Annotated in this window: 20 protein-coding genes and 1 riboswitch; of the genes, 11 read left to right on the forward strand and 9 right to left on the reverse strand. The window is 72.8% G+C overall.

Annotated features, from left to right (window positions below; genetic code table 11):
* Positions 1-12: 12 nt before the first annotated feature.
* The 3 genes from ACH4OA_RS33530 to ACH4OA_RS33540 form a co-directional block, all read right to left on the reverse strand.
* The gene (locus ACH4OA_RS33530; RefSeq protein WP_397973178.1) at positions 13-834 is read right to left on the reverse strand and encodes a Clp protease N-terminal domain-containing protein; all 822 of its coding nucleotides are present in this window, start codon (positions 832-834) and stop codon (positions 13-15) included.
* A 157-nt stretch (positions 835-991) separates the two neighbouring features.
* Positions 992-1,618: a PadR family transcriptional regulator gene (locus ACH4OA_RS33535; protein ID WP_397973181.1), complete on the reverse strand. Its 627-nt coding sequence runs from the start codon at positions 1,616-1,618 to the stop codon at positions 992-994.
* A 136-nt stretch (positions 1,619-1,754) separates the two neighbouring features.
* Positions 1,755-2,153 carry a VOC family protein gene (locus ACH4OA_RS33540; protein ID WP_397973183.1) on the reverse strand — a complete coding sequence of 133 codons (399 nt, stop codon included), beginning with the start codon at positions 2,151-2,153 and terminating at the stop codon, positions 1,755-1,757.
* A gap of 94 nt (positions 2,154-2,247) precedes the next feature.
* Here ACH4OA_RS33540 and ACH4OA_RS33545 point away from each other — a divergent pair, with 94 nt between their 5' ends.
* Positions 2,248-3,234, forward strand: coding sequence for a helix-turn-helix transcriptional regulator (locus tag ACH4OA_RS33545; RefSeq protein WP_397941359.1), 987 nt, complete (start codon positions 2,248-2,250; stop codon positions 3,232-3,234).
* Positions 3,235-3,346: 112 nt separating this feature from the next.
* Positions 3,347-4,159 carry a PhzF family phenazine biosynthesis protein gene (locus ACH4OA_RS33550; protein WP_397973185.1) on the forward strand — a complete coding sequence of 271 codons (813 nt, stop codon included), beginning with the start codon at positions 3,347-3,349 and terminating at the stop codon, positions 4,157-4,159.
* Between the two features lie 24 nt (positions 4,160-4,183).
* On the opposite strand, the gene ACH4OA_RS33555 is transcribed toward ACH4OA_RS33550, so the two are convergent.
* A complete protein-coding gene (locus ACH4OA_RS33555) occupies positions 4,184-4,924 on the reverse strand; it encodes a CPBP family intramembrane glutamic endopeptidase (protein WP_397941516.1) in 741 nt (246 codons plus the stop codon).
* Between the two features lie 434 nt (positions 4,925-5,358).
* Positions 5,359-6,876 (reverse strand): glutamate--cysteine ligase, encoded by a 1,518-nt coding sequence (locus ACH4OA_RS33560; RefSeq protein ID WP_397973188.1) that lies wholly within the window; start codon positions 6,874-6,876, stop codon positions 5,359-5,361.
* 567 nt (positions 6,877-7,443) lie between these two features.
* Between ACH4OA_RS33560 and ACH4OA_RS33565 the strand changes: the two genes are divergently transcribed.
* The gene (locus ACH4OA_RS33565) at positions 7,444-8,043 is read left to right on the forward strand and encodes a hypothetical protein (protein WP_397941354.1); all 600 of its coding nucleotides are present in this window, start codon (positions 7,444-7,446) and stop codon (positions 8,041-8,043) included.
* Between the two features lie 286 nt (positions 8,044-8,329).
* Positions 8,330-8,536, forward strand: coding sequence for a DUF5999 family protein (locus ACH4OA_RS33570; protein ID WP_365880284.1), 207 nt, complete (start codon positions 8,330-8,332; stop codon positions 8,534-8,536).
* Between the two features lie 111 nt (positions 8,537-8,647).
* Here ACH4OA_RS33570 and ACH4OA_RS33575 read toward each other — a convergent pair whose 3' ends face one another.
* On the reverse strand, positions 8,648-10,129 hold the full coding sequence (locus ACH4OA_RS33575) for a glycoside hydrolase family 43 protein (RefSeq protein ID WP_397973190.1): 1,482 nt from the start codon (positions 10,127-10,129) through the stop codon (positions 8,648-8,650).
* Between the two features lie 231 nt (positions 10,130-10,360).
* Here ACH4OA_RS33575 and ACH4OA_RS33580 point away from each other — a divergent pair, with 231 nt between their 5' ends.
* Both ACH4OA_RS33580 and ACH4OA_RS33585 read left to right on the forward strand, forming a co-directional pair.
* Positions 10,361-10,918: a hypothetical protein gene (locus ACH4OA_RS33580; RefSeq protein ID WP_397941351.1), complete on the forward strand. Its 558-nt coding sequence runs from the start codon at positions 10,361-10,363 to the stop codon at positions 10,916-10,918.
* Positions 10,919-11,345: 427 nt separating this feature from the next.
* Positions 11,346-13,304: an amino acid transporter gene (locus ACH4OA_RS33585; protein WP_397941349.1), complete on the forward strand. Its 1,959-nt coding sequence runs from the start codon at positions 11,346-11,348 to the stop codon at positions 13,302-13,304.
* 88 nt (positions 13,305-13,392) lie between these two features.
* Here ACH4OA_RS33585 and ACH4OA_RS33590 read toward each other — a convergent pair whose 3' ends face one another.
* Entirely contained in the window at positions 13,393-14,007 is a 615-nt protein-coding gene (locus tag ACH4OA_RS33590) for a DUF1707 domain-containing protein (RefSeq protein WP_397973192.1), read from the reverse strand.
* 141 nt (positions 14,008-14,148) lie between these two features.
* Between ACH4OA_RS33590 and ACH4OA_RS33595 the strand changes: the two genes are divergently transcribed.
* The 4 genes from ACH4OA_RS33595 to ACH4OA_RS33610 all read left to right on the forward strand — a co-directional run bounded on the left by ACH4OA_RS33595 (position 14,149) and on the right by ACH4OA_RS33610 (position 17,620).
* Positions 14,149-14,544, forward strand: coding sequence for a molybdopterin-binding protein (locus ACH4OA_RS33595; protein WP_397941346.1), 396 nt, complete (start codon positions 14,149-14,151; stop codon positions 14,542-14,544).
* A 210-nt stretch (positions 14,545-14,754) separates the two neighbouring features.
* Positions 14,755-15,579, forward strand: coding sequence for a molybdate ABC transporter substrate-binding protein (modA, locus tag ACH4OA_RS33600; RefSeq protein ID WP_397941344.1), 825 nt, complete (start codon positions 14,755-14,757; stop codon positions 15,577-15,579).
* Positions 15,576-16,436, forward strand: coding sequence for a molybdate ABC transporter permease subunit (gene modB, locus ACH4OA_RS33605; RefSeq protein ID WP_397941342.1), 861 nt, complete (start codon positions 15,576-15,578; stop codon positions 16,434-16,436). The genes modA and modB overlap by 4 nt, the downstream gene beginning before the upstream one ends.
* Positions 16,433-17,620: an ABC transporter ATP-binding protein gene (locus ACH4OA_RS33610; protein ID WP_397973195.1), complete on the forward strand. Its 1,188-nt coding sequence runs from the start codon at positions 16,433-16,435 to the stop codon at positions 17,618-17,620. The genes modB and ACH4OA_RS33610 overlap by 4 nt, the downstream gene beginning before the upstream one ends.
* Positions 17,621-17,761: 141 nt before the next feature.
* Here ACH4OA_RS33610 and gcvP read toward each other — a convergent pair whose 3' ends face one another.
* Positions 17,762-20,647, reverse strand: coding sequence for an aminomethyl-transferring glycine dehydrogenase (gene gcvP / locus ACH4OA_RS33615; RefSeq protein ID WP_397947220.1), 2,886 nt, complete (start codon positions 20,645-20,647; stop codon positions 17,762-17,764).
* A gap of 175 nt (positions 20,648-20,822) precedes the next feature.
* Positions 20,823-20,917, reverse strand: a riboswitch (glycine riboswitch).
* Positions 20,918-21,036: 119 nt separating this feature from the next.
* Between gcvP and ACH4OA_RS33620 the strand changes: the two genes are divergently transcribed.
* Positions 21,037-21,408, forward strand: coding sequence for a PRC-barrel domain-containing protein (locus ACH4OA_RS33620; protein WP_365879014.1), 372 nt, complete (start codon positions 21,037-21,039; stop codon positions 21,406-21,408).
* Here the strand turns inward: ACH4OA_RS33620 and ACH4OA_RS33625 are convergent.
* On the reverse strand, positions 21,330-22,775 hold the full coding sequence (locus tag ACH4OA_RS33625) for a DNA polymerase IV (RefSeq protein ID WP_397973197.1): 1,446 nt from the start codon (positions 22,773-22,775) through the stop codon (positions 21,330-21,332). The genes ACH4OA_RS33620 and ACH4OA_RS33625 overlap by 79 nt on opposite strands.
* Between the last annotated feature and the right edge of the window lie 15 nt (positions 22,776-22,790).

The raw sequence follows: 22,790 nt of genomic DNA on the forward strand, positions 1-22,790 counted from the left end.
TTGACACCTGTCTCAGTTGCTGGACGACCGCCGTCGGGCCGGCGTGCCGTCGTCGGCGTACGCGCCGGTGCCGGCCTCGATCCGGGCGAGCAGTTCGCGGGCCGGGATGCCGGCGCGGTCCAGCACCTCCACGGCCCGGGAGCGCGGGTCCGCGGCGAGCGCGGCGAGCAGGTCGGTGCCGGTGACGCGGGCCGCGCCCCGGCGCCGGGCGCGGGCCCGGGCCTCCGCGAGCGCGGCGGAGGCGGCGGGCGACCAGCCCCCGGCGCCACCGGCCACACCGTCCCGCCCGGCGACGGAAACATCCGGCCCGGCGACGGACCGGCCCCGGGCGCACCCGGCCGTACCCTCAGGCTTGCGCGCGTGCGCGGCCGGATCCCTGGGACTTCGCGCGTGCGCGGCTGGGTCCCCCGAACTACAGACGCGCGCGGCCGGTTCTCTGGAGCCGCACATGGCTGCCACCGGATGCCCGGGGCCGCCAGGGGATTCGGCCGCCGGGTGCTCGGGACCGCCGGCCGGCGCGGGTACGGCAGGGAGCGCGGCGGAGTCCTCCACGCTGCGCTGCCAGCGCAGTCCGTAGCCGATGCTGCGCTGCACGAGATAGCCGAGGAGCCGGGCGAGCCGACGCGGTTCGCCTACGGCGGCGCGGGCCCCGGGGTCGTGTTCCAGCAGGGCGTGGAGCAGATGGGCGGTGTCGGTCTGGCGGTCCCGGTCCCGGACGGCCCTGCGCCGGGCACCGGTCACCACCGCTGCCAGCTCGGCGTCGAGCCCGGCAGCGCCGTCCTGGTGCGGAACCGCTGCGCCGGGAGCGGTCCGGTGGACTGTACGGGGTTGCACATCCCCTACCTCATCAGCCCCAACGGGACGGGGCATCCACGAGGGGAACCATCTTCGCGTCCCACGCGGAGTGGACGTCACCGGCCCGGATTTCATCCTCACGGAGGAGATCCGGCCGAATACCGACGCGGAGCGCGCGCCGCCTTGCGTACGGGCCTCAGTCCTCCTCGGCGAGGATCAGGTACAGCTTCTTGCGGGCGTCGTTGACGACGGCCAGCGCCTTTGCCCGCTGTTCCTTGCTGCCCGTCTTCCAGACCTGCGCGAAAGCCTCCATCAGACCGGAGCCGGCCTGCCGGATCTCGCCGAGGGCCTCCCAGTCGACCCCACGCCCGGCCTCTTCCCAGGGGGCGTCCGGACCCTCCTCGGCGGCGGTGCGGCCGCTTTCGGTCAGCGCGAACAGCTTCTTGCCGCCCTCGCTCTCGCTGGCGATCAGGCCCTCGTCCTCCAGGAGCTGGAGAGTGGGGTAGACCGACCCGGGGCTGGGCTTCCAGGCGCCGCCGCTGCGTTCGGCGATCTCCTGGATCATCTCGTAGCCGTGCATGGGCCGGTCCTTGAGCAGGGCCAGGATCGAGGCGCGCACGTCACCGCGGCGCGCCCGCCCGCGCGGGCCGCCCCGTCCGCGCGGCCCCCAGGGGCCCGGTCCGAATCCGGGCGCGCCGGGGCCGAACCCCGGGCCGCCCGGCCCGAACGGCCCGAAGGCGGCCCGCCGGCCCTCGAACCCGCCCATGCCCCGGCGCCCGGGACCCTCGTGCCGATGTCCACGCTCGAATCCGTGGGACCGCATAGCGATCACTCCATTCCATCGTCGATCAGTCACGTCTGCATCGCGTACTTTCGCGACACGTCAACGATATATCGGAATCGATCGCCAGACAATACCCCTGTCCGGACCGGCCACCGCCCGGGTGGGCGCGCTGTCGTCAGCGAGCGAACTTTTCGATGGCCATCGGGGTGACAGGGGTGAAGAAGTTGACGAGGTTGCCGTCGGGGTCGCGGAGCAGGAGCGACCGGTTGCCCCAGGGCATCGTGGTGGGCTCGGTCACGAAGTCGGCGACGAAATCGGCCAGGTTCCGGTACACGCCGTCCACGTCGGCGACGAGGAATTCGATGATCACGGTGTTGTTGTCGGCCGGACGGGCGGAGCCGGGTGCGAACAGTGCCACGGTGCGGCTGCTGCCGATCGCGAGGGTCGCGCCGGCGGTCCGCAGTTCGGCGAAGTCCTCGGTGGACCAGTCCGCCCGGGCTCCGGTGGCTCGCTCGTAGAAGTCGACGAGGCGCGCGATGTCGCCGGTGATGATCCGGATCGACACGAAGTCCATGGTGCTCTCCCCAGGGTGGTGAAGCCGTTGCACCTCGGACGCTAGGGCAAATAGTGGACAGAATCGGTCCGGTATCAACGCTAGGCTCGTGAACATGGCTCGACCTACCAGCCGCGTGCTCACCCTCCTGGAACTCCTGCAGTCGGGCGGCATCAGAACGGTGGCCGAACTCGCCGACCGGCTCGGCGTCGACGGGCGCACCGTGCGGCGGTACGTGGACCACCTGGTCGACCTCGACATCCCCGTCGAGGCGGTCCGTGGCCGTTATGGCGGGTACCGTCTCGCCCCCGGGTACCGCCTGCCTCCGCTCATGCTCAACGACGACGAGGCGCTCGCCGTGCTGCTCGGCCTCGTCGCCGGCCGCAGGACGGGGTTGCTGACGGCGACCGAGACCGCGGGCGAGACGGCAGCGGCCAAGATCCGCCGGGCACTGCCCGAGCGTCTGGCCCGTCGGCTCGACGCTGTCATGGAATCCCTAGCCTTCACGGCTCCGCCCGGGGAGTCGGCCACCCCGGAGACAGGGGTCCTGCTCGCCATGGCCGATGCGGTACGCCATCGCCGCCCGATCTCGATCAGGTACACGACCCGAGACGGCCGACGAAGCGAACGCACGCTGCACCCGTACGGGATCGTCACCCATACGGGCCGGTGGTACGTCACGGGCACCGATCCCGAGATCGGCCAGGACCGGACTTTCCGGCTCGATCGCATCGCGGACGCGAGGACGCTGCCAGGCTCATTCGAGCCGCCCGCTGAACTCGATCCGGCACAGCGCGTCCTGTCAGGGCTCGCCAAGGCCGCGTACCGGCACGAAGTGACCCTGCGGATCCATGGGACGGTCGAACAGATCCGCACCCGACTGCCCGCCAGTATCGCGAGCGTGGAGGGGCCCGCGCCCGCGGAAGGCGATCCGCACACCGAGCGCTGGTTCCACGTCGAATTGAGAGCAGAGCGGCTCGACTGGTTGCCTCCCGTCCTTGCCTCGCTCGACCGGCCGTTCGTCATCGAGCGGCCGGACGAACTCCGCGACCTCGTCATCGCACTCGCCGACCGGCTCACCACCTCTGCCCGCCAAGCCTGACGTCACCGCCGGGAGCAGTCGGCGGTCCCGGGCGGCGCGTGGCGGGAAAACGGGCCGGGACTCGTGAAGTGGACTTGGTCCGGGGGCCGTGGCAGCCGCTAGCGTCGGCTGCATGCGCATTCGAATCGTGGACGCCTTCACCGACCGACCGTTCGCCGGCAACCCGGCCGGGGTCCTGATCCTCGACGACGTCTTCCCGGACGACGACTGGCTGCAGAACGTGGCGATGGAGGTGAACCACGCCGAGACCGCGTTCGCGCACCGGCTGCCCGCGGGCGGTGACGCCGACTGGGCGCTGCGCTGGTTCACCCCCGTCGCCGAGGTCGCCATGTGCGGGCACGCCACCCTCGCCACGGCCCACGTCCTGCACACCACCGGCGCCCACGAGGGACCGGTGCGGTTCGCCACCCGCAGCGGCGTGCTGACCGCCACGCCCGCCCCGGACGGTCCGCTCACCCTCGACTTCCCGACCGCTCCGCTCACCCCGGTCGAGATCCCGGCCGGGGTCGCCGAGGCGCTCGGCGCGCAGCCGGTCGCCGCCTTCGACACCGGCCCGAACGTCGGCGACCTGCTGGTGGAACTGGCCGACGAGAAGGCCGTCCTCGCTCTCTCCCCCGACACCAAGTCCCTCGGCGCCTACTCCTCGCGCGGCATCATCGCCACGGCCCGCGCCGAGGACGCGTCCCTGGGCTACGACTACGTCTCCCGCTGCTTCTTCCCGAACGTCGGCATCGACGAGGACCCGGTGACCGGCAGCGCCCACACCGCGCTCGCCCCGCACTGGTCCGCCCGGCTCGGCCGCGACGATCTCACCGGGCTCCAGGCCTCCCGCCGCTCCGGGCTGGTCCGTACCGGCCTGCGCGGCGAGCGCACCCTGCTCACCGGCCGAGCGGTGACGGTCATCGAGGGCGAACTGCGCGCCTGAGCGGCCCGCCGGCGGCCTGCGCGGTCAGGCCGTCGGCAGCCAGCCCACCTTGCCGGCGAGGAGGGCGTAACCGACGAAGGCCCCGATGTCGAGCAGCGAGTGCGCGACGACCAGCGGGCCGACCCGCCCCCAGCGGCGGTACAGCCAGACGAACACCACGCCCATGGCCAGGTTGCCGAGAAAGCCGCCGATGCCCTGGTAGAGGTGGTAGGAGCCGCGCAGGACCGCGGCGGCCAGCAGCGCGGCCCCCGGCGACCAGCCCAGCTGCCCGAGCCGGCGCAGCAGATAGCCGACGACGATGACCTCTTCGAGCACCGCGTTCTGCACCGCCGACAGCACCAGGACCGGGTACTTCCACCACACGTCCGGCAGTGCCTCGGGTACGACGGTGAGGTTGAAGCCGAGGCCGCGGGCGGCCAGGTAGAAGGCGATGCCGGTGCTGCCGATCACGGCCGCGACCCCGGCGCCCCGGGCCAGGTCCGACCAGGGCCGGGTGCGGTCGAAGCCGAGGGCGCGCAGCCCCGTGCCCTCGCGCAGCAGCAGGTGGGCGACGAGCGCCACGGGGACCAGTGCGGTGGCGATGCCGAAGAGCTGCCAGGCCAGGTCCAGCCAGGGACGGCCGGGCGCGGCGGAGGCGTTGAGGGTGGCGGCCTGGTCCTTGAGACCGCCCGGCTTGGTGACCGAGCCGATGAAACTGATCAGCGCGGACACTCCGCTCGCCCCGAGCGAGAGCGCCAGCACGAGCAGCGTCTCGTCCCGCAGCATCCGCCGCGGGCCGGGCGTCCGCACCGAGGAATCGGCCACCGAGTCAACCTCCTGCCGGCTCGTGGGCCCCCGGCCCACCGTTCGCCCGCAAGGATCGCAGAAGAACCCGGCAGCCCCTTACACCACCCCGGCCCCTCGCCCCCTCGCCCCCTGGCAGACGGCAGACGGCAGACGGCAGACGGCAGACGGCAGACGGCAGACGGCAGACGGCAGACGGCAGACGGCCAGGGTCTCGCGTCCGGGCCACGCCGGGGCCCGCCGATCACGCGCCCCCGCATCCGGCGACCAACGCGCCCGCCTTCAGCGCCCGAGCCCACCCACGCCCCTGCCTTCGACGCCCGGCGGCGCGGCGCCCGGTGCTCCACAGATCAACCAAGCCCAGGCCCGCGCCCGCCGTACGCCGTCGTCCGCTCGCCAGTCGCCGCCCCCAGTCGTCAGCCCGTGAGTGCCGGGGCGGGCAGGCCCACCGGCCAGGTGTGGACCGGCTCGCCGCCGTGCATCAGCTCGGCGTAGCGCCGCGTGGTCGCCGCCAGCGCCGCGTCGCGGGACAGCCCGCGCTCCAGCGCCTGGTGGAACGTGGCCGTCTGCCAGGACGCCCCGTTGACCCGGCGCCGGCAGCGCTCCTCGATCACGCCCAGGTAGAGATCCCGGTCCGCGGCCTCCACGCCCCAAGCGTCCAGCCCGGCCGCGGCGAGCGGCAGCAGCTCGTCGCGGACCAGCGTGACCGCGTCGATCTCGCCCGTGCCGCCGTAGCGTCCCCGCCGGGGCCAGACGAAGCGGGCGTCGATGCCGTACCGGCACGCCGCGTCGAAGTTCGCCTCGGCCGCGGCGAACGGCAGCCGCGTCCACACCGGCCGGGGCTCCTCGGCGAGGGCGCGCACGAGGCCGTAGTAGAAGGCCGCGTTGGCGATGACGTCGGTGATGGTCGGCCCGGCGGGCAGGACCCGGTTCTCCACGCGCAGGTGCGGCACGCCGTCCGCGATGCCGTACACCGGCCGGTTCCAGCGGTAGATCGTGCCGTTGTGCAGCACGAGTTCGGCGAGTCCGGGGACCCCGCCGGCCTCGATGACCTCCAGCGGCTCCTCGTCGTCGCAGATCGGCAGCAGCGCCGGGAAGTAGCGCAGGTTCTCCTCGAACAGGTCGTAGGCGGAGGAGATCCACCGCTCGCCGAACCAGGTGCGCGGCCGTACGCCCTGCGCCTGGAGTTCGGGCGGCCGGGTGTCGGTGGACTGGAGGAACAGCGGGGGCCGGGACTCGCGCCACAGTTCGTGCCCGAAGAGGAACGGGGAGTTGGCGCCGACGGCGATCTGCGCGGCGCTCGCCGCCTGGGCGGCGTTCCACACGTCCGCGAACCGCCCCGGGGTGACCTGGAGGTGCAGCTGCACCGAGGTGCACGCGGCCTCGGGCACGATCGACTTGGACGTGCAGACGAGGTGCTCCACGCCGTCGATGTCGAGCCGGAAGTCCTCGCCGCGCGCGGCGACGATCTGGTTGTTGAGGAGGGTGTAGCGGTCGACCTCCGAGAGGTTGGAGGAGACCAGGTCGTCCCGGCCCAGGGTGGGCAGGATCCCGATCATCACGATGCCCGCGTCGACCTCGGCCGCCTTGCGGTCGGCGTAGGCCAGCGACGTGCGCAGTTCCTCGGCGAGCCGGTCGAATACCCGGTCGCCCAAGCGGTGTGGAGCTATGTTGACTTCAAGGTTGAACATGGCCAGCTCTGTTTGGAAATCGCGGCTCGCGATGCGCTCCAGTACCTGCCCGTTCAACATTTTCGGCATACCGTCGGGCCCCGCGAGATTCAATTCGATCTCGACGCCCATGAGGTTCTTTGGACGGTCGAACCGCTTCTCCCGCAGTAGCCGCTCCAGTCCCGTGAGGCACTTCTGGAGCTTTTCACGGTAGCGCTGGCGATCGGACAGGTCGGACCGCCCCGCCACGACCTTCTCCCCCATCGAAGTGTCCCTCCTCGGATGGGCGGGCCGACGATCCGGCCGCCGGGCTCTCCCGGGTCAGGAGGGATGATGCCCAGCCGAAGCGATCGATAACGTCCCGCGCGGGCCTGTCGCCCGCTACTCTGTCAGATGTTCCCGGCGGCACATTCACGAGGCATGCCGCACGTTGACCATCAAGTGCCCCGAACGCCTCATGAAAAACGCCGACGCCATTCGGCCGACCGTTACCCGCGCGTATGGCGAGGTCAGCGGCGCGCGCCGCACGGAAAATCGGGATGAGTTCCGCACATCGACGGCCTAATTCGCCCTTGTCCGGTCAACCGGATTCAGATAGCCGAAACATCGGCCGAACACGCGTCGTATAAACTCCGTCCACAAGGCACAGGGTGGCACCCTTCGGTGCTGGTTGCCGCGGAGTTTCCGCCGTACCGATTGACGGGCGGCAGGCCGAGCCGCACCCTCGTCACACCGATCCGGGCTCCCACCTCTCGCGCCTTCCGTGAGCAGACAGCGCCGTCCGCCCCACTTCCTCGCGCCGCCGCGCCTGTCTAATGAGAGGCGACCCACATGCCGCTGCACATACCCCCGGCCCCCGCGCCCGCCCTGCGCTCCGTCCTCACGGCCCTCGGTTCCCCCACCGCGGTCCATGAGGCCCGTACTCCCGCCCTGCGTGCCGCGCAGGGACCTGCGACACCCGAACTCCCGCTCCCCGTCCACGTGTTGGACCGGATCACCGCCCAAGGCCTGTCCGCGACCAGGCTGGCCGGCTGGCGGTTCCTGATCCGGTGCGGCGACCGCGCGGTGGCCGCGGCCGAGACCATGCTCACTCCGGACGGCTGGGCCTTCTCGCACTTCTTCGAGGGCCCGTACGTCGCCTCCACCGAACGCGCCCTGGAGCAGGCCGAGGCGCTGCCCCAGCCGTACCAGGCGAGACTGCTCTCCGTTCCCGGCCTGTACATGCTCACCCTGTGGCTGCACGGCGACCGCTCCGGTGACGGCACCGGGGGCCATCCGGCCGCCGGTGACCTGCTCGTCCCGCTGGCACCGGCCCCGCCGGGCATCCCGGCACACCGTCCGTTCCGGGTCGCCGAGCTGCTTCCGGTACTGACCCATCGGGCGACTCCTCTCCCACTGCTGGGCTCACCGGCGCTCGGCTCGCCTGCCTGACCGTCGCCCGCGTACCCCGCTTCCCGCCCGGGAAGCGGGGTACGGTGATGTTCCGGGCTCCGCCGGGCCTCTCCCCGCCGGACTAGTCACATCCGGCCAGTGCGAACCACCCGAAGGGACCGCACAGTTGGGCTGAACCGCCCGCGCGGGTGACGCGTCTTGAATCTGTGAGAAGCGGTGCTGCGAAATCCCTGCGGAATGACACGCAGGAGAGAACACTGGGCGCAGACCGACTCTTCATTCACGGGGGACGGACATGTTCACGACAGAGGGAAAGATCCCGCCCATGTGCCAGCACCAGCCACCGTGCCCGCCAGCCGAATCCGCCGACCGGGAGTCCGCCCGCCTCGTGGCGCACCACCCGGAGCAGGGGTGGAGCCTGCTGTGCAACGGCGTCCTGCTCTTCGAGGACACCGGTGAGCTGCTGCCCGACGGCAGCATCATCGCCCCGCACCGCCCGCTGGGTGCGGAACAGGTGATGACCGCCGCCTGAGCGCGGCACGACACACACCAGGGGCCGGCCACGCACACGCCGTGCGTACCGGCCCCGATGCACGGCCCGCCGCGCCGCCGAAAGTTTCGAGCGCCTGCCTGGGGGCGGAGGTCAGGGTGCGGGCGTGACCGGCTCGTACGCGAACCAGTCGAAGGCCGCGCTGCCCTCGGTGACGTACATCCCGATGACCCGGCCGGTGAAGCCGGCGGCCACCTCGGTGGAGAGGTAACGGCCGTCGAGTTCGGCGAGCGGGACGGTTCCCCCGGCGGTCTCGACGGAGAAGGCCAGGAGGTCCGGGCCGTGCGGCGGTCCCGGCTGCCGGGTCGCGCGGATCTCGACGGCCAGGGTCACGGGACCGGCCGGCAGCGGGTGCTCGGCGACGCGCTGCCGCAGCGGACCGATCCGCGCGATCACGGCCGCCGTGCCCGCGCTCACCTCCAGGTCGTAGTGGTGGGCCTCGTCCAGGCGGACCGACAGTCCGGCCCGCGCCGCCCCCGGTTCCAGCAGCGCCGCGGCCCGGCAGTCGTGGTGCTGCTGGCGGCGGCCGACGAAGGTGTGCCCGGGCCGGTCGAGGCTGTCGCCGGTGGCGGTCAGGGTGAGCCGGCCGGGCCGTTCGGTCAGCGACCAGGAGCCCTCGGGCCTCCGCCGCGGCGATATCCAGTGCGGCGCGAGCACCGCGGCGGTGAAGTCGTCGCGCACCGGCGGCTGTTCGACGGGGGCCCAGACGGCGGGGGCCGGATGCCGCTCGCGCACCGGACCCAGCCGGGGCCAGCCGTCGGCCCACTCCACCGGCGCCAGGAAGGTCTCCCGGCCCAGGACGTGGAACTCGGGGAACCAGCCGCGGGGCCGGGTGCCGAGCAGCACCATCCACCAGCTGCCGTCGGCCGCCTCGACCAGGTCGCCGTGGCCGGTGCACTGGATGGGCAGGCCCGTGCCGCGGTGGGTGAGCAGCGGATTGCCGGGGGCCGGTTCCCACGGGCCGCGCGGCGAACGCGCGCGGGCGGCCGCGACACCGTGCCCCAGGGCGGTGCCGCCCTCGGCGAGCAGCAGGTACCACCAGTCGCCGATCCGGTACAGGTGCGGGGCCTCCGGGTCCCGCAGTCCGGTGCCCGACCACATCGGCAGCGGGCCCTCCAGCACCCGGCCGGTGTCCGGGTCGATCCGGGCCACGGTGACCCCGGCCATCGCGCACCAGCAGGCGCCGTCCTCGTCCCACGCCAGGTCCGGGTCGATGCCGGGCAGGTCGATCCACACCGGGTCCGACCAGGGGCCCTCGGGGCGGTCGGCGGTGACGAGGAAGGTGCCGCCCGCGCCCGCGCCGGTGGTGATGACGTAGAAGCGCCCGTCGTGGTGCCGGATCGTCGGCGCGTAGACACCGCCCGACGCCGGTACGTCGTCGGACAGGGCCAACTGGCCGGGCCGGTCGAGCACGTTGCCGATCTGCCGCCAGTGCACCAGGTCCCGGCTGTGGAACAGCGGGACGCCCGGGAAGTACTCGAAGCTGGAGCACACCAGGTAGTAGTCGTCCCCGACCCGGCACACACTGGGATCGGGGTGGAAGCCGGGGATGACCGGGTTGTCGTAGGTCCGCATGCTCGCCTCCCGGAGGCGGTCGAAAATTTCGGTACGAGCGCCGAATCTTACTGCCGACGAGGGTCCTTGACCCGGTCCGCGCGCCCCGGCCGGGCCGACTCCCCGGTCCGCGCGTCCCGGCCGGGCCGACTCCCCGGACCCCGCTGCCGTCGCGTCAAGAACGGCTCCCCCGGCGTCAGGGCGGCGTCAGGACGGCGGGCGCCGGGCCGCCGGCGGACTACCGTTTCCCTCATGGAGCACCGCGACGACACCCGCCCCCAGACGACCGGTTCGCACCCGTCCGGCACCGGGGCCGTGGCGTACGACCGCGACTGGCCCGGCGAGGTACGCGGAGCGGTCCGCTGCGCCGGCGCGCTGCTGGCATTGCTGCTGGGCATCGACGGGGCGGCCGGCTCGCTGAACTGGTGGCGCGGCGCCCTGTGGCTCCTGCTGGCCCTGCTGCTGTACCTGGTGCTGTACCCGGCGCGCGTGTCGGCCGGTCCCGGCTGGCTGGCCACCCGCCGGCTGCTGTGCACCCGCCGGGTCCGCACCGATCTGCTGACCGCGGTACGCCCGGTGGACGGCGTCAGCCAACGCCTGCTGCTGCGCGACGCCCTGGACCGCCGGGTGGAGATCGACCCCGAGGTCCTGGTCCGCAACCCGCACCTGTGGTATCGGCTCGATGAGGGCGCCCGCCGCGCCGAGGCGGCCGGCCTGCTGGTGTCCGGTACGACCGCCCTGCACGACCTGGCCCGCCGCCTGGACAGCGAGACGGCCCTGGGCGTGTTCCGCGCGTCGGGCATGGAGTAGCCGGCACGTTGTGCACGCAATAACCGGCACGCCGGGCTAGGAGTAGCCGACGCGCCGGGCTTGGGAGTAGCCGGCACGCCGGCCTGCCAGCCCCGCGTGACAGACCCAGCCCGCCAGACCCGGCCTGCCACACCCGGCGTGACCGGCCCCTCGCCCGCACGCCATGACGCTCGGTGGTCGACCGGCGGCACCCGGCCGACGTCGGCGCCGCTCCCCCGCAAGGCACCCGGGTACGGTGCCGGTGCCCCGCAACGGCCTCCCGCCTCGCCTTCTTCGTGCGGACCCGCCGCTCCCGGGCCATTCTTAACGCAAGATTGACGCCGCGGGGCCACCGATGCAGGGGCCCGAGCGTCACTCTCCGCTTACGCTGGTGCCGCCGTCCGTGGGATGGCCGAAAAGAGCTTGCCGCACGTCAGGAGCACGCCCGATGGCCACGACCGAGCGCCCTCCCAGTACCGGCCGCCTGCGCGCCTGGATGCTGGAGGGGCTGTCCGACATGGGCAAGGCCGGTGGCCACACCGGACCGCACGCCGAGCCGGAGCCTCCGCACCAGGGCCAGCGCTGGTGGCGGGTGATGTGCCTGACCGGTGTCGACTACTTCTCCACCCTCGGCTACCAGCCCGGCATCGCCGCCCTGGCGGCCGGTCTGCTGTCGCCGGTGGCGACCATCGTGCTCGTCGTCGTCACCCTGGCCTGCGCCCTGCCGGTCTACCGCCGGGTGGCCGAGGAGAGCCCGCATGGCGAGGGTTCCATCGCGATGCTGGAGCGGCTGCTGTCGTTCTGGCAGGGCAAGCTGTTCGTGCTCACCCTGCTGGGCTTCGCGGCGACCGACTTTCTGATCACCATCACGCTCTCCGCGGCCGACGCCTCCACCCACCTGGTGGAGAACCCGCACCTCACCGGTGCCCTGCAAGGCCACCAGATGGTGATCACCCTGTTCCTGGTGGCGCTGCTCGGCGCGGTGTTCCTCAAGGGCTTCCTGGAGGCGGTCGGTGTCGCGGTCGCCCTGGTCGGCGTCTATCTCGCGCTCAACGTCGTCGTCGTGGCCGCCGGCCTGTGGCATGTCGTCACCGCCGGGCATGTGATCACCGACTGGAGCGGCGCCCTGACCACCGAGCACGGCAACGTCTTCGTGATGATCGGGGTCGCGCTCCTCGTCTTCCCGAAACTCGCCCTCGGCCTGTCCGGTTTCGAGACCGGCGTCGCCGTCATGCCGCACGTCCGGGGCGACGAGGGTGACACCGAGCAGCGGCCCGCCGGCCGGATCAGGGACACCAAGAAGCTGCTGACCACCGCCGCGCTGATCATGAGCTGTTTCCTGATCGCCACCAGCTTCATCACGACGCTGCTGATCCCGGAGCAGGAGTTCAAGACGGGCGGCCAGGCCAACGGCCGCGCGCTCGCCTTCCTCGCGCACGAGTATCTCGGCAGTGCCTTCGGCACGGTCTACGACGTCTCGACCATCGCCATCCTGTGGTTCGCGGGCGCCTCCGCCATGGCCGGCCTGCTCAACCTGATGCCGCGCTATCTGCCCCGCTACGGCATGGCCCCGCACTGGGCCCGTGCGGTGCGCCCCATGGTCATCGTCTTCACCCTGATCGCCTTCCTGGTCACCTGGATCTTCGACGCCGACGTCAACAAGCAGGGCGGCGCCTACGCCACCGGTGTGCTGGTGCTGATCAGCTCGGCCGCGATCGCGGTGACCATCGCGGCGCGCAAGGCGGCCCAGCACGGGTGGACCCTCGCGTTCGGCGCGATCTCGGCGGTGTTCCTCTACACGACCGTGGTGAACGTGATCGAGCGCCCGGACGGCGTGAAGATCGGTGCCTGTTTCATCGCGGGCATCATCCTGGTCTCGCTGCTGTCCCGGCTGGCCCGCGCCTTCGAACTGCGCGTGACGAGCGTGACGCTCGATCCGATGGCCGAGCGCTTCATCCGGGACATGGCCAGCCGGAAGATGCGGTTCATCGCCAACGAGCCGGGACACCGGGACAAGGCCGAGTACCGCGACAAGATCGAGCAGATCCGCGCCGACAACGACCTGCCGGAACAGGAGGACTTCGTCTTCGCCGAGGTCACGGTGACCGACCCGTCCGAGTTCGAGGCGGGGCTGACCGTGCGCGGCGAGGTGCTGCACGGCCGCTACCGGGTCCTGACGCTGGAGTCCGCCTCCGTCCCGAACGCCCTGGCCGCGCTGCTGCTGCACATCCGTGACGTCACGGGCCGCACCCCGCACATCTACTTCGAGTGGACCGAGGGCAATCCGTTCACCAACTTCCTCCGCTTCTTCCTCTTCGGCCAGGGCGAGGTGGCCCCGGTCACCCGGGAGGTGCTGCGCGAGGCGGAACCGGACCGCGCCCGGCGTCCGCGGGTGCACACGGGCTGAGCCCCGACGGGCGGGAACCGGCTGCCCCGCGCGAAGCCGTCATCGGCTCCGGCACCCGCCCGCACCGGCACCGGCACCACCGGGGATGTCACCGTCTCCCCAACCAGCGCCTACCGAACCACCCTTTGCGGAACCACCGTCTCCGGGGCCGCGCCTCCAGTTGCCCGTAGCTGAGCCGGCCCCGTATCTCCACCCGGAGCACGGCCGGCGTCTCCGGGTCCGCGGCCGGGCGGATCCTGGTGCCGCCGAAGCCGATGACCAGCGAGTCGGCGTCCACCACCACGCCGGGCCGGGTGATCAGCCGCAGGGCACCGGCCTGCATGTCCAGGTCGATGCGGAGCGTGTCGTACGTGATCAGCGCCTCGCTGAAATCCAGCGTCACGTCGCCCCAGGCCGACTCGATCTCCATGCGGCGCGGCACGGCCCACTCGCCGCTCCGGGTGGCCGACGCCCCGTGCTGTTCGATCCGGACGACATCCCGGGGCGCTTCCGGGGCCGCCCGCTCCGGCAGGTCGGCCGTCAGCGCGGCCAGCTCTCCGAAGGTGCGCGCGGTCAGTGCCGCCTCCACACGTTCGTCCAGCTCCCCGGCCGTGAGCCGGCCCTCCGCCGCGGCCGCCGACAGCGCCTCCACCACGCGGTCCCGGTCCACGTGCGCCGCCCGCAGACCGTCCGGCTCAGCCGTCCCCACCAGCTCCGCCGACATCGCTCTCACCCCCGTATCGGTTCATTTCCGGCCCGTCCTGGTTCTTCCCCGGGCCCGTCCCGGAGAAACGCTATATCGCGTTATACCGAACGGCCAGCCCTCGTCCCCGGTTTCGGCCACCGGGGCCCTATCGTGACGGGCATGCAGTCCTACACGATCGGCCAGGCGGCACGGCTGCTCGGCGTCAGCCCGGACACCGCCCGCCGCTGGGCCGACGCCGGCCGGGTGGCCACCCATCGCGACGAGGCCGGGCGGCGGCTCATTGAGGGCGGGGACCTCGCCGCGTTCTCGGTCGAACTGGCCAAGGGAGGCAGTGCCGAGGAGGAGACCCCGTACACCTCCGTCCGCAACGCCTTCCCCGGCATCGTCACCGCGATCAAGCTGGGCGATGTCGCCGCCCAGGTGGAGATCCAGGCGGGCCCGCACCGGCTGGTCTCGCTGCTGACCCGGGAAGCCGTGGAGGAACTGGGCCTGGAGGTCGGCATGGAGGCCACCGCGCGCGTGAAGTCCACGAACGTGCACATCGACCGCGTCTGACCCGGCCGGCTTGCCGGCACACGGGCGCCCTCCTCGGCCAAGGCCGCCACTGTAGAAACGCACATGCGAGCCACACGCCACCACCCGCCAGCTCATGCAAAGTGACAGCAGACTTCCGCCTGGCAGATGCGGCAGTATCATCGCCGAACGGTCGATGCCCGGCCGTGGCAGGGCGCGACCGTTGTCCCCAAGCCGAGGAGCAGCCCCGTGATGACCCGTTCCGTCCGCCGGACCCGGCGGACCCTGCAGTCGGCCGGTGCGGGAGCCGTCGCACTGCTGGCCCTCGGCGCCTGCGCCTCGCCCTCGGAGCCGAAGGAGTCGCGCGCGCAGGACTCCGGCACACCGGCCTCCCCGAAGCTGTCCGGCACGGTCACCGTGTTCGCGGCCGCCTCCCTGAAGGAGAGCTTCACCGCCCTGGGCCGGGAGTTCGAGAACCGGCACCCCGGCACCAAGGTCGCCTTCAGCTTCGGCGGCAGCGACACCCTCGCCGCGAGCATCACCGGCGGAGCGCCCGCGGACGTCTTCGCCGCGGCCAGCCCCAAGACGATGAAGACCGTGACGGACCGGGGGGACGCGGCCGGCACCCCGGCCACCTTCGCGCGCAACCAGCTGGAGATCGCCACCCTGCCCGGCAACCCGGCCGGGGTGTCCTCCTTGAAGGACCTCACCAAGTCCGGTCTGAAGGTCGTCCTGTGCGACCGGACCGTGCCCTGCGGGACCGCCGCGCAGAAGGCCCTGGACGCCGCCGGGATCAAGCTGACCCCGGTCTCCTACGAGCAGGACGTCAAGAGCGCCCTGAACAAGGTGGAGCTGGACGAGGCGGACGCGGCGCTCGTCTACAAGACGGATGTGCGGGCCGCGGGTGGCAAGGTGGAGGGCGTGGAGTTCCCCGAGTCGGCCGGTGCCGTCAACGACTACCCGATCGCCGTGCTGAAGAACGCGCCGAACGCCGAGGCCGCCAAGGCGTTCCTCGCCCTCGTGCGGTCCGCCGAGGGCCGGAAGGTGCTGACCGAGGCCGGGTTCCTCAAGCCGTGACCTCGCTCGACCAGCCCGGCGCCGCGGCCGGCCCCCGCACGGGCCGGCCGGGGCGCCGTCGCGTCGGCACGCCGGGCCGGCGCGGAGTGCCGCTGCCGCTGCTGCTGCCGGGTCTGCTGGCGCTGGCGTTCCTGCTGCTGCCGCTGCTCGCGCTGCTCGTGCGCGCGCCCTGGCACGGCCTGCCCGGCCAGCTGACCAGCGCGGAGGTGTGGCAGGCGCTCCGGCTGTCGCTGGTCAGCGCCACCGCGGCGACCGCCGTCAGCATCGTCCTCGGTGTGCCGCTGGCCTGGCTGCTGGCCCGTACGGAGTTTCCCGGCCGGGGCCTGGTGCGCGCCCTGGTGACCCTCCCGCTGGTCCTCCCGCCGGTCGTCGGCGGGGTGGCCCTGCTGCTCGCCCTGGGCCGCAACGGCGTGGTCGGCCGGTGGCTGGACGCGTGGTTCGGGATCACCCTGCCGTTCACCACCGCGGGAGTGGTGCTCGCGGAGGCGTTCGTGGCGATGCCGTTCCTGGTGATCAGCGTCGAGGGCACCCTGCGCGCCGCCGACCCGCGCTACGAGGAGGCCGCCGCCACCCTCGGCGCGTCCCGCTTCACCGCGTTCCGGCGGGTCACGCTGCCGCTGATCGCGCCCGGCATCGCGGCCGGCGCGGTGCTGGCCTGGGCCCGGGCGCTCGGCGAGTTCGGCGCGACGATCACGTTCGCCGGCAACTTCCCCGGCCGTACCCAGACCATGCCCCTCGCCGTCTACCTCGCCCTCCAGAACGACCCCGAAGCCGCCATCTCCCTCAGCCTGGTGCTGCTCACCGTGTCGATCGCGGTGCTGGCAGCCCTCAGGGACCGCTGGATGACGACCCCATGACCCACCGAAGCCGCACCGACGGCGCCGACGCGAAGCCGGACACCCCGGCCGAGGACCGGGAGCGGCGCCCCACCCCGAACCCGGCCCCCACGCCGAACCCGGCCCCCACCCCGAACCCGAACCTGGCCCCCACCCCGGCCCCGGCCACCGGTCTCGACGCCCGTCTCGTCGTCGACCGCCCCGGCTTCCGCTTGGACGTGACCCTGACGGCGGCCCCCGGAGAGGTCCTCGCCCTCCTCGGCCCCAACGGCGCCGGCAAGACCACCGCCCTGCGCGCCCTCGCCGGCCTCACCCCGCTCACGGACGGCCGTCTGCTCCTGGACGGCACGCCCCTGGAGCACACGCCGCCCGAGGCCCGTCCGGTCGGTGTCGTCTTCCAGGACTATCTGCTCTTCCCGCACCTGTCCGCCCTGGACAACGTCGCCTTCGGTCCGCGCTGCCGGGGCGTGGGCAAGGCCGAGGCCCGCGCCCAGGCCGCGGCCTGGCTGGACCGCATGGGGCTCGCCGGCCACGCGGGCACCAGGCCGCGCCGTCTGTCCGGCGGCGAGGCCCAGCGCGTGGCGCTCGCCCGCGCCCTCGCGACCCGGCCCCGGCTGCTGCTCCTGGACGAGCCGCTGGCGGCCCTGGACGCCCGGACCCGGCTGGAGGTCCGCGCCGGGCTGCGCCGGCACCTGGCCGAGTTCGAGGCGGTGTCGGTCCTGGTCACCCACGACCCGCTGGACGCCATGGTCCTGGCGGACCGGCTGGTCGTCGTGGAGGACGGCCGGGTCGTGCAGACGGGCACGCCCGCCGGCATCGCCCGGCATCCGCGCACGGACTACATCGCCCGGCTCGTCGGCCTCAACCTCTACCGGGGACAGGCTGCCGGGCACACCGTACGGCTCGGCGCGGGACCGTCGATCACGACCACGGAGGAGCTGTCCGGGCCGGTCTTCGTGGCGTTCCCGCCGTCCGCGGTGACCCTGTTCCGGGACCGGCCCTCGGGCGCCAGCGCCCGCAACCTGTGGCGGTGCGAGGTCGCGGGCCTGGAGACGCACGGCGACCAGATCCGCGCCGACCTCACGGGTGAGCTGCCGCTCGCGGCGGACCTGACGACGGTCGCCGCCGCCGAGCTGGACCTTCGTCCGGGCGCACCGGTCTGGGCGACGGTCAAGGCGGCCCAGACCCACGCGTACCCGGCCTGAGCGCACCGGCGCCCTCGGGCCGCCGCCCGGCACACGAGATGAGCGGACCGCCCCTCTCCGACGGCAGCCCGGGGCCGCCGCCCGGCCCAGAAGGAAAGGCCCCGCCCGGACCTCCGGGCGGGGCCTGCCTTTACGGCTCGCTCAGTCCTCGTAGGCGTCCAGCGGCGGGCAGGAGCACACCAGGTTGCGGTCGCCGAAGGCCTGGTCGATGCGGCGCACCGGCGGCCAGTACTTGTCGGCGGCCGAGACGCCGGCCGGGAAGACGGCTTCCTCGCGGCTGTAGGAGTGCGACCACTCACCGCCGAGCGCGGCGGCGGTGTGCGGGGCGCCCCGCAGCGGGTTGTCCTCCGCGGGCCACGCGCCGGAGCCGACCTTCTCGATCTCCGCACGGATGGCGATCATGGCCTCGCAGAAACGGTCCAGCTCGGTGAGGTCCTCCGACTCGGTCGGCTCGATCATCAGCGTGCCGGCCACCGGGAAGGACATGGTCGGCGCGTGGAAGCCGTAGTCGATCAGACGCTTGGCGACGTCGTCCACGGTCACACCGGTGGCCTTGGTGATCGGGCGCAGGTCGATGATGCACTCGTGCGCGACCAGGCCGCCCGGGCCGGTGTAGAGCACCGGGTAGTGCGGCTCCAGGCGCTTGGCGATGTAGTTCGCCGAGAGCACGGCGACCTGGGTGGCCCGCTTCAGGCCTTCGCCGCCCATCAGGCGGACGTACGCCCAGGAGATGGGCAGGATGCCCGCGCTGCCCCAGGGGGCGGCGGAGATCGGTCCGACGCCCGTCTCCGGGCCGGCCTCGGGCTGGAGCGGGTGGTTCGGCAGGTACGGCGCCAGGTGCGCGCGGACCGCGACCGGGCCGACGCCCGGACCGCCGCCGCCGTGCGGGATGCAGAACGTCTTGTGCAGGTTCAGGTGGGAGACGTCGCCGCCGAAATGGCCCGGCTTGGCGAGGCCGACCAGCGCGTTGAGGTTGGCGCCGTCGACGTACACCTGGCCGCCGGCCTCGTGCACCCGGGCGCAGATGTCGGCGACGTGCTCCTCGAACACACCGTGCGTCGACGGGTAGGTGATCATCAGCACCGCCAGCTCGTCGCGGTACTGCTCGATCTTGGCCCGCAGGTCCTCGACGTCGATCTCGCCGTCCCCGGCGGTCTTGACGACGACGACCTTCATGCCGGCCATCACCGCGCTGGCCGCGTTGGTGCCGTGCGCGGAGGACGGGATCAGACAGACGGTGCGCTGCTCGTCGCCGTTGGCACGGTGGTAGCCGCGTACGGCGAGCAGGCCGGCCAGCTCGCCCTGCGAACCGGCGTTCGGCTGGAGGGAGACCTTGTCGTAGCCGGTGACCTCGGCGAGACGCTCCTCCAGCTCGCGGATGAGCGTGAGGTAGCCCTGCGCCTGCTCGGCCGGCGCGAACGGGTGCAGCTGGCCGAACTCGGGCCAGGTGACCGGTTCCATCTCCGTGGTCGCGTTGAGCTTCATGGTGCAGGAGCCCAGCGGGATCATGCCGCGGTCGAGCGCGTAGTCCCGGTCGGCCAGCCTGCGCAGGTAGCGCAGCATCGCGGTCTCGGAGCGGTGCTGGTGGAAGACCGGGTGGGTGAGGTAGTCGTCGGTGCGCAGCAGCGCCTCGGGCAGGGTGTCCTCGGCGGTCGCGTCCAGCGCCTCGATGTCGGCGTCGGCGCCGAAGGCGGCCCACACGGCGTCCAGCTGGGCCCGGCCGGTCGTCTCGTCGCAGGCCATGGAGACGTGGTCGGCGTCGACGAGCCGCAGGTTGACGCCGTTGTCCCGGGCCGCGGCGACGACCTCGGCGGCCCTGCCGGGCACCCGCGCGGTGACGGTGTCGAAGTACGCGCCGTGGACGATCTCCACACCGGCGGCCGTCAGGCCCGCGGCGAGGAGGGTGGCGTAGCGGTGCGTGCGGCGGGCGATCGTCCTCAGGCCCTCGGGGCCGTGGTAGACGGCGTACATGCCGGCCATGACGGCGAGCAGCACCTGCGCGGTGCAGATGTTGCTGGTGGCCTTCTCCCGGCGGATGTGCTGCTCACGGGTCTGCAGCGCGAGCCGGTAGGCCCGGTGCCCGTCGGCGTCGACGGAGACGCCGACCAGGCGGCCGGGCAGGCTGCGCGCGAACTTCTCGTGTACGGCCATGTAGCCGGCGTGCGGTCCGCCGAAGCCCATCGGCACGCCGAAGCGCTGGGTGGTGCCGACGGCGATGTCCGCGCCCAGCTCGCCCGGCGAGGTCAGCAGGGTCAGGGCGAGCAGGTCCGCGGCCACCGTCACCAGGGCGCCCAGCTCGTGCGCCTGGTCGATGACGGGCTTGATGTCCCGTACGGCTCCGGAGGCGCCCGGGTACTGGATCAGCACGCCGTTGATCTCGCGCCCGGCGACCTCGGCCGGGATGCCGGCGGAGAGGTCGGCGACGACGACCTCCACGCCGGTCGGCTCGGCGCGCGTCCGGATCACGGCGATGGTCTGCGGCAGCGCGTCCGCGTCGATCAGGAACAGGCCCTTCTTGTTCCTGCCCATGCGCCGGGACAGGGCCACCGCCTCGGCGGCGGCCGTGCCCTCGTCCAGCAGGGAGGCACCGGAGGTGGGCAGGCCGGTCAGCTCGGCGACCATCGTCTGGAAGTTCAGCAGGGCCTCCAGGCGGCCCTGGGAGATCTCCGGCTGGTACGGCGTGTAGGCCGTGTACCAGGCCGGGTTCTCCATGACGTTGCGCAGGATGACGGGCGGGGTGAAGGTGCCGTGGTAGCCCAGGCCGATCATCGAGCCCAGGACCTGGTTGCGGTCGGCGAGCGAGCGCAGCTCGGCGAGCACCTCGGCCTCGGTGCGGGCACCGGGCAGGTCCAGGGCGTCGGCGTTCTTGATCACATCCGGGACCGCGGCGGCGGTCAGCTCGTCGAGCGAGCCGTACCCGACCTGGGCGAGCATCTTGGCCCGCGCCTCCTGGTCGGGCCCGATGTGGCGCTGCTCGAACGGGATGCCCGCTTCGAGCTCGGCGAGCGGAATGCGGTGGGCGGTCATTGCGGAGGCCTCCTGGTCTGACGCGACCTGCGAGGGGCGCCCCGGCACGGGCACCCCGACGGCCTCCCCCTCTGTCATCTGCACCTGAGAGCTTCACCGGACGCCCGCGGGCACCGGCTTTCACCGTCGGTGAGGACGGGAGCCGTCGGACGCCCGTCCTGCTTTCCAGAGTGACCTCGTCCGTGCGGTACGTGAGCCTGAGAGATTCCGGGGAGGAGTTGCTCCTTCGGCGCCTCCGAGGTGGTCGGAGGACTCTCCCGCGCGGGGTCAGCAGCCGCCGTCAGCCTATCAGCGAGGTCAACGCCGTGGTCTTCGAGTGGCCGCCTGCCTGAATGTGCTCTTTGGTAGTGCTGACGGATGAGTCGCGACCACGTGGAGGGAGCGGGACCGTGCAGACCGACATCGATCCGCGCAGCCTGATCGGCCGCAAGGTGTTCGACCGCAATGGCACCAAGATCGGGACCATCGACGAGGTGTACCTGGACGACGCCACCGGCGTGCCCGAGTGGGCGGCCATACGCACCGGCCTCTTCTCCCGGGACGCCTTCGTCCCGCTGGAACCGAGCGAACTCGTCGACGGCACGCTGCGCGTCCCCTTCGACCGCGCCCTGGTCAAGGACGCCCCCGACTTCGGCGTGGGCCGTCACCTCTCCCCGGAGCAGGAACTCCAGCTCTACCACCACTACGGACTCGATACGGCCCCACCCCCCGCGGTCCCCGACCACGACTTCGGCAAGCTGGCGGGCTCGGAGGAGGTCTGACCGGACGCGTCCGCCCCGGCGCCGGGCGGGCGGGCGGAATCCGCGACCAGCGGCAACGGATCGGCCGCCACCAGGTCGGGGTCGGCGACGGGGAGCGTCCGCACCCGCCCCGGAGCCGACAGCGGCGTCTCGAACCGCACGGTGACCCGCCCCAGCCCGCTGCCCTGCACCCACCCGTGTCCGTACTCGGCGTGCCGTACGTCCTGCCCGGCACGCCACTGCCGTTCGACGGGCTCCGGCCGCTCCACGGCGGACTCGGCGGCGCCCGCCTCCGGCTCCTCCTCCAGGGGCACCGGCATCGCCTGCGCGAACAGGTCCTCCTGCGTGTAGTCGGCGAGCCCGGACACCCCCACCCCGAGCAGCCGCACCCCGCCCGTGGTGTCCACGGAGTCCAGCAGCCGGGCCGCCGCCTCGCGGATGACCGCCGGGTCGTCTGTGGGCCCCCGGAGCGTCTCGGAGCGGGTCAGCGTCGAGAAGTCGTACCGCCGCACCTTGAGCACGATGGTCCGCCCGGACAGCCCGGCCCCGCGCAGCCGCCGCACACACCGGTCGGCCAGCCGCCGCACCTCCAGAGCGACCCGCGCCCGGTCGTGGATGTCCACGTCGTACGTGTCCTCCACGGACACCGACTTGGCCTCCCGCTCGGCCACCACCGGCCGCTCGTCCCGGGCCAGGGCCATCGCGTACAGCGCCTGCCCGTGCGCCTTGCCGAGCAGCCGGACCAGCTCGTCCTCCCCCGCCTCGGCCAGTTCCTGCACCGTGGTGATCCCGGCCCGGCGCAGATGGTCGCCGGTGGCCGGCCCGACGCCCGGCAGCGTGCGCACCGGCATCGGCCCCAGCAGCGCCCGCTCGCCGCCCGGCTCGATCAGCACCAGTCCGTCCGGCTTGGCCTGCTCCGAGGCGATCTTCGCGAGCATCTTGGAGGCGGCGAGCCCCACCGATCCGGTGAGGCCGGTGACCGTCCGGATGTCCCTCCGCAGCTTCTCGCCGGCCCGCCGCGCCGACTCCTCGTCCCAGGCCGTCCCCCCGGCCTCCAGATCCACGAACGCCTCGTCCAGGCTCAGCGGCTCCACCAGCGGCGACAGCTCCCGCAGCAGCGCCATCACCTGCTCGCTGATCGCCCGGTACAGCGTGAAGCGCGGCACCAGATAGGCGGCGTTGGGCGCCAGCCGGCGGGCCTGCGCCATGGGCATCGCCGAGTGGACCCCGAACACCCGTGCCTCGTACGACGCGGTGGCCACCACACCGCGCGGTCCGAGCCCGCCCACGACGACCGCCTTCCCGCGCAGGCTCGGTTTGGACGCCTGCTCCACCGAGGCGAAGAAGGCATCCATGTCGAGATGCAGGATCGTGGGCGCGTTTCTCACATCTCCGATGCTGCA

The sequence above is a fragment of the Streptomyces sp. NPDC017095 genome (assembly GCF_044332325.1).
In the GTDB taxonomy this organism is placed as follows: domain Bacteria; phylum Actinomycetota; class Actinomycetes; order Streptomycetales; family Streptomycetaceae; genus Streptomyces.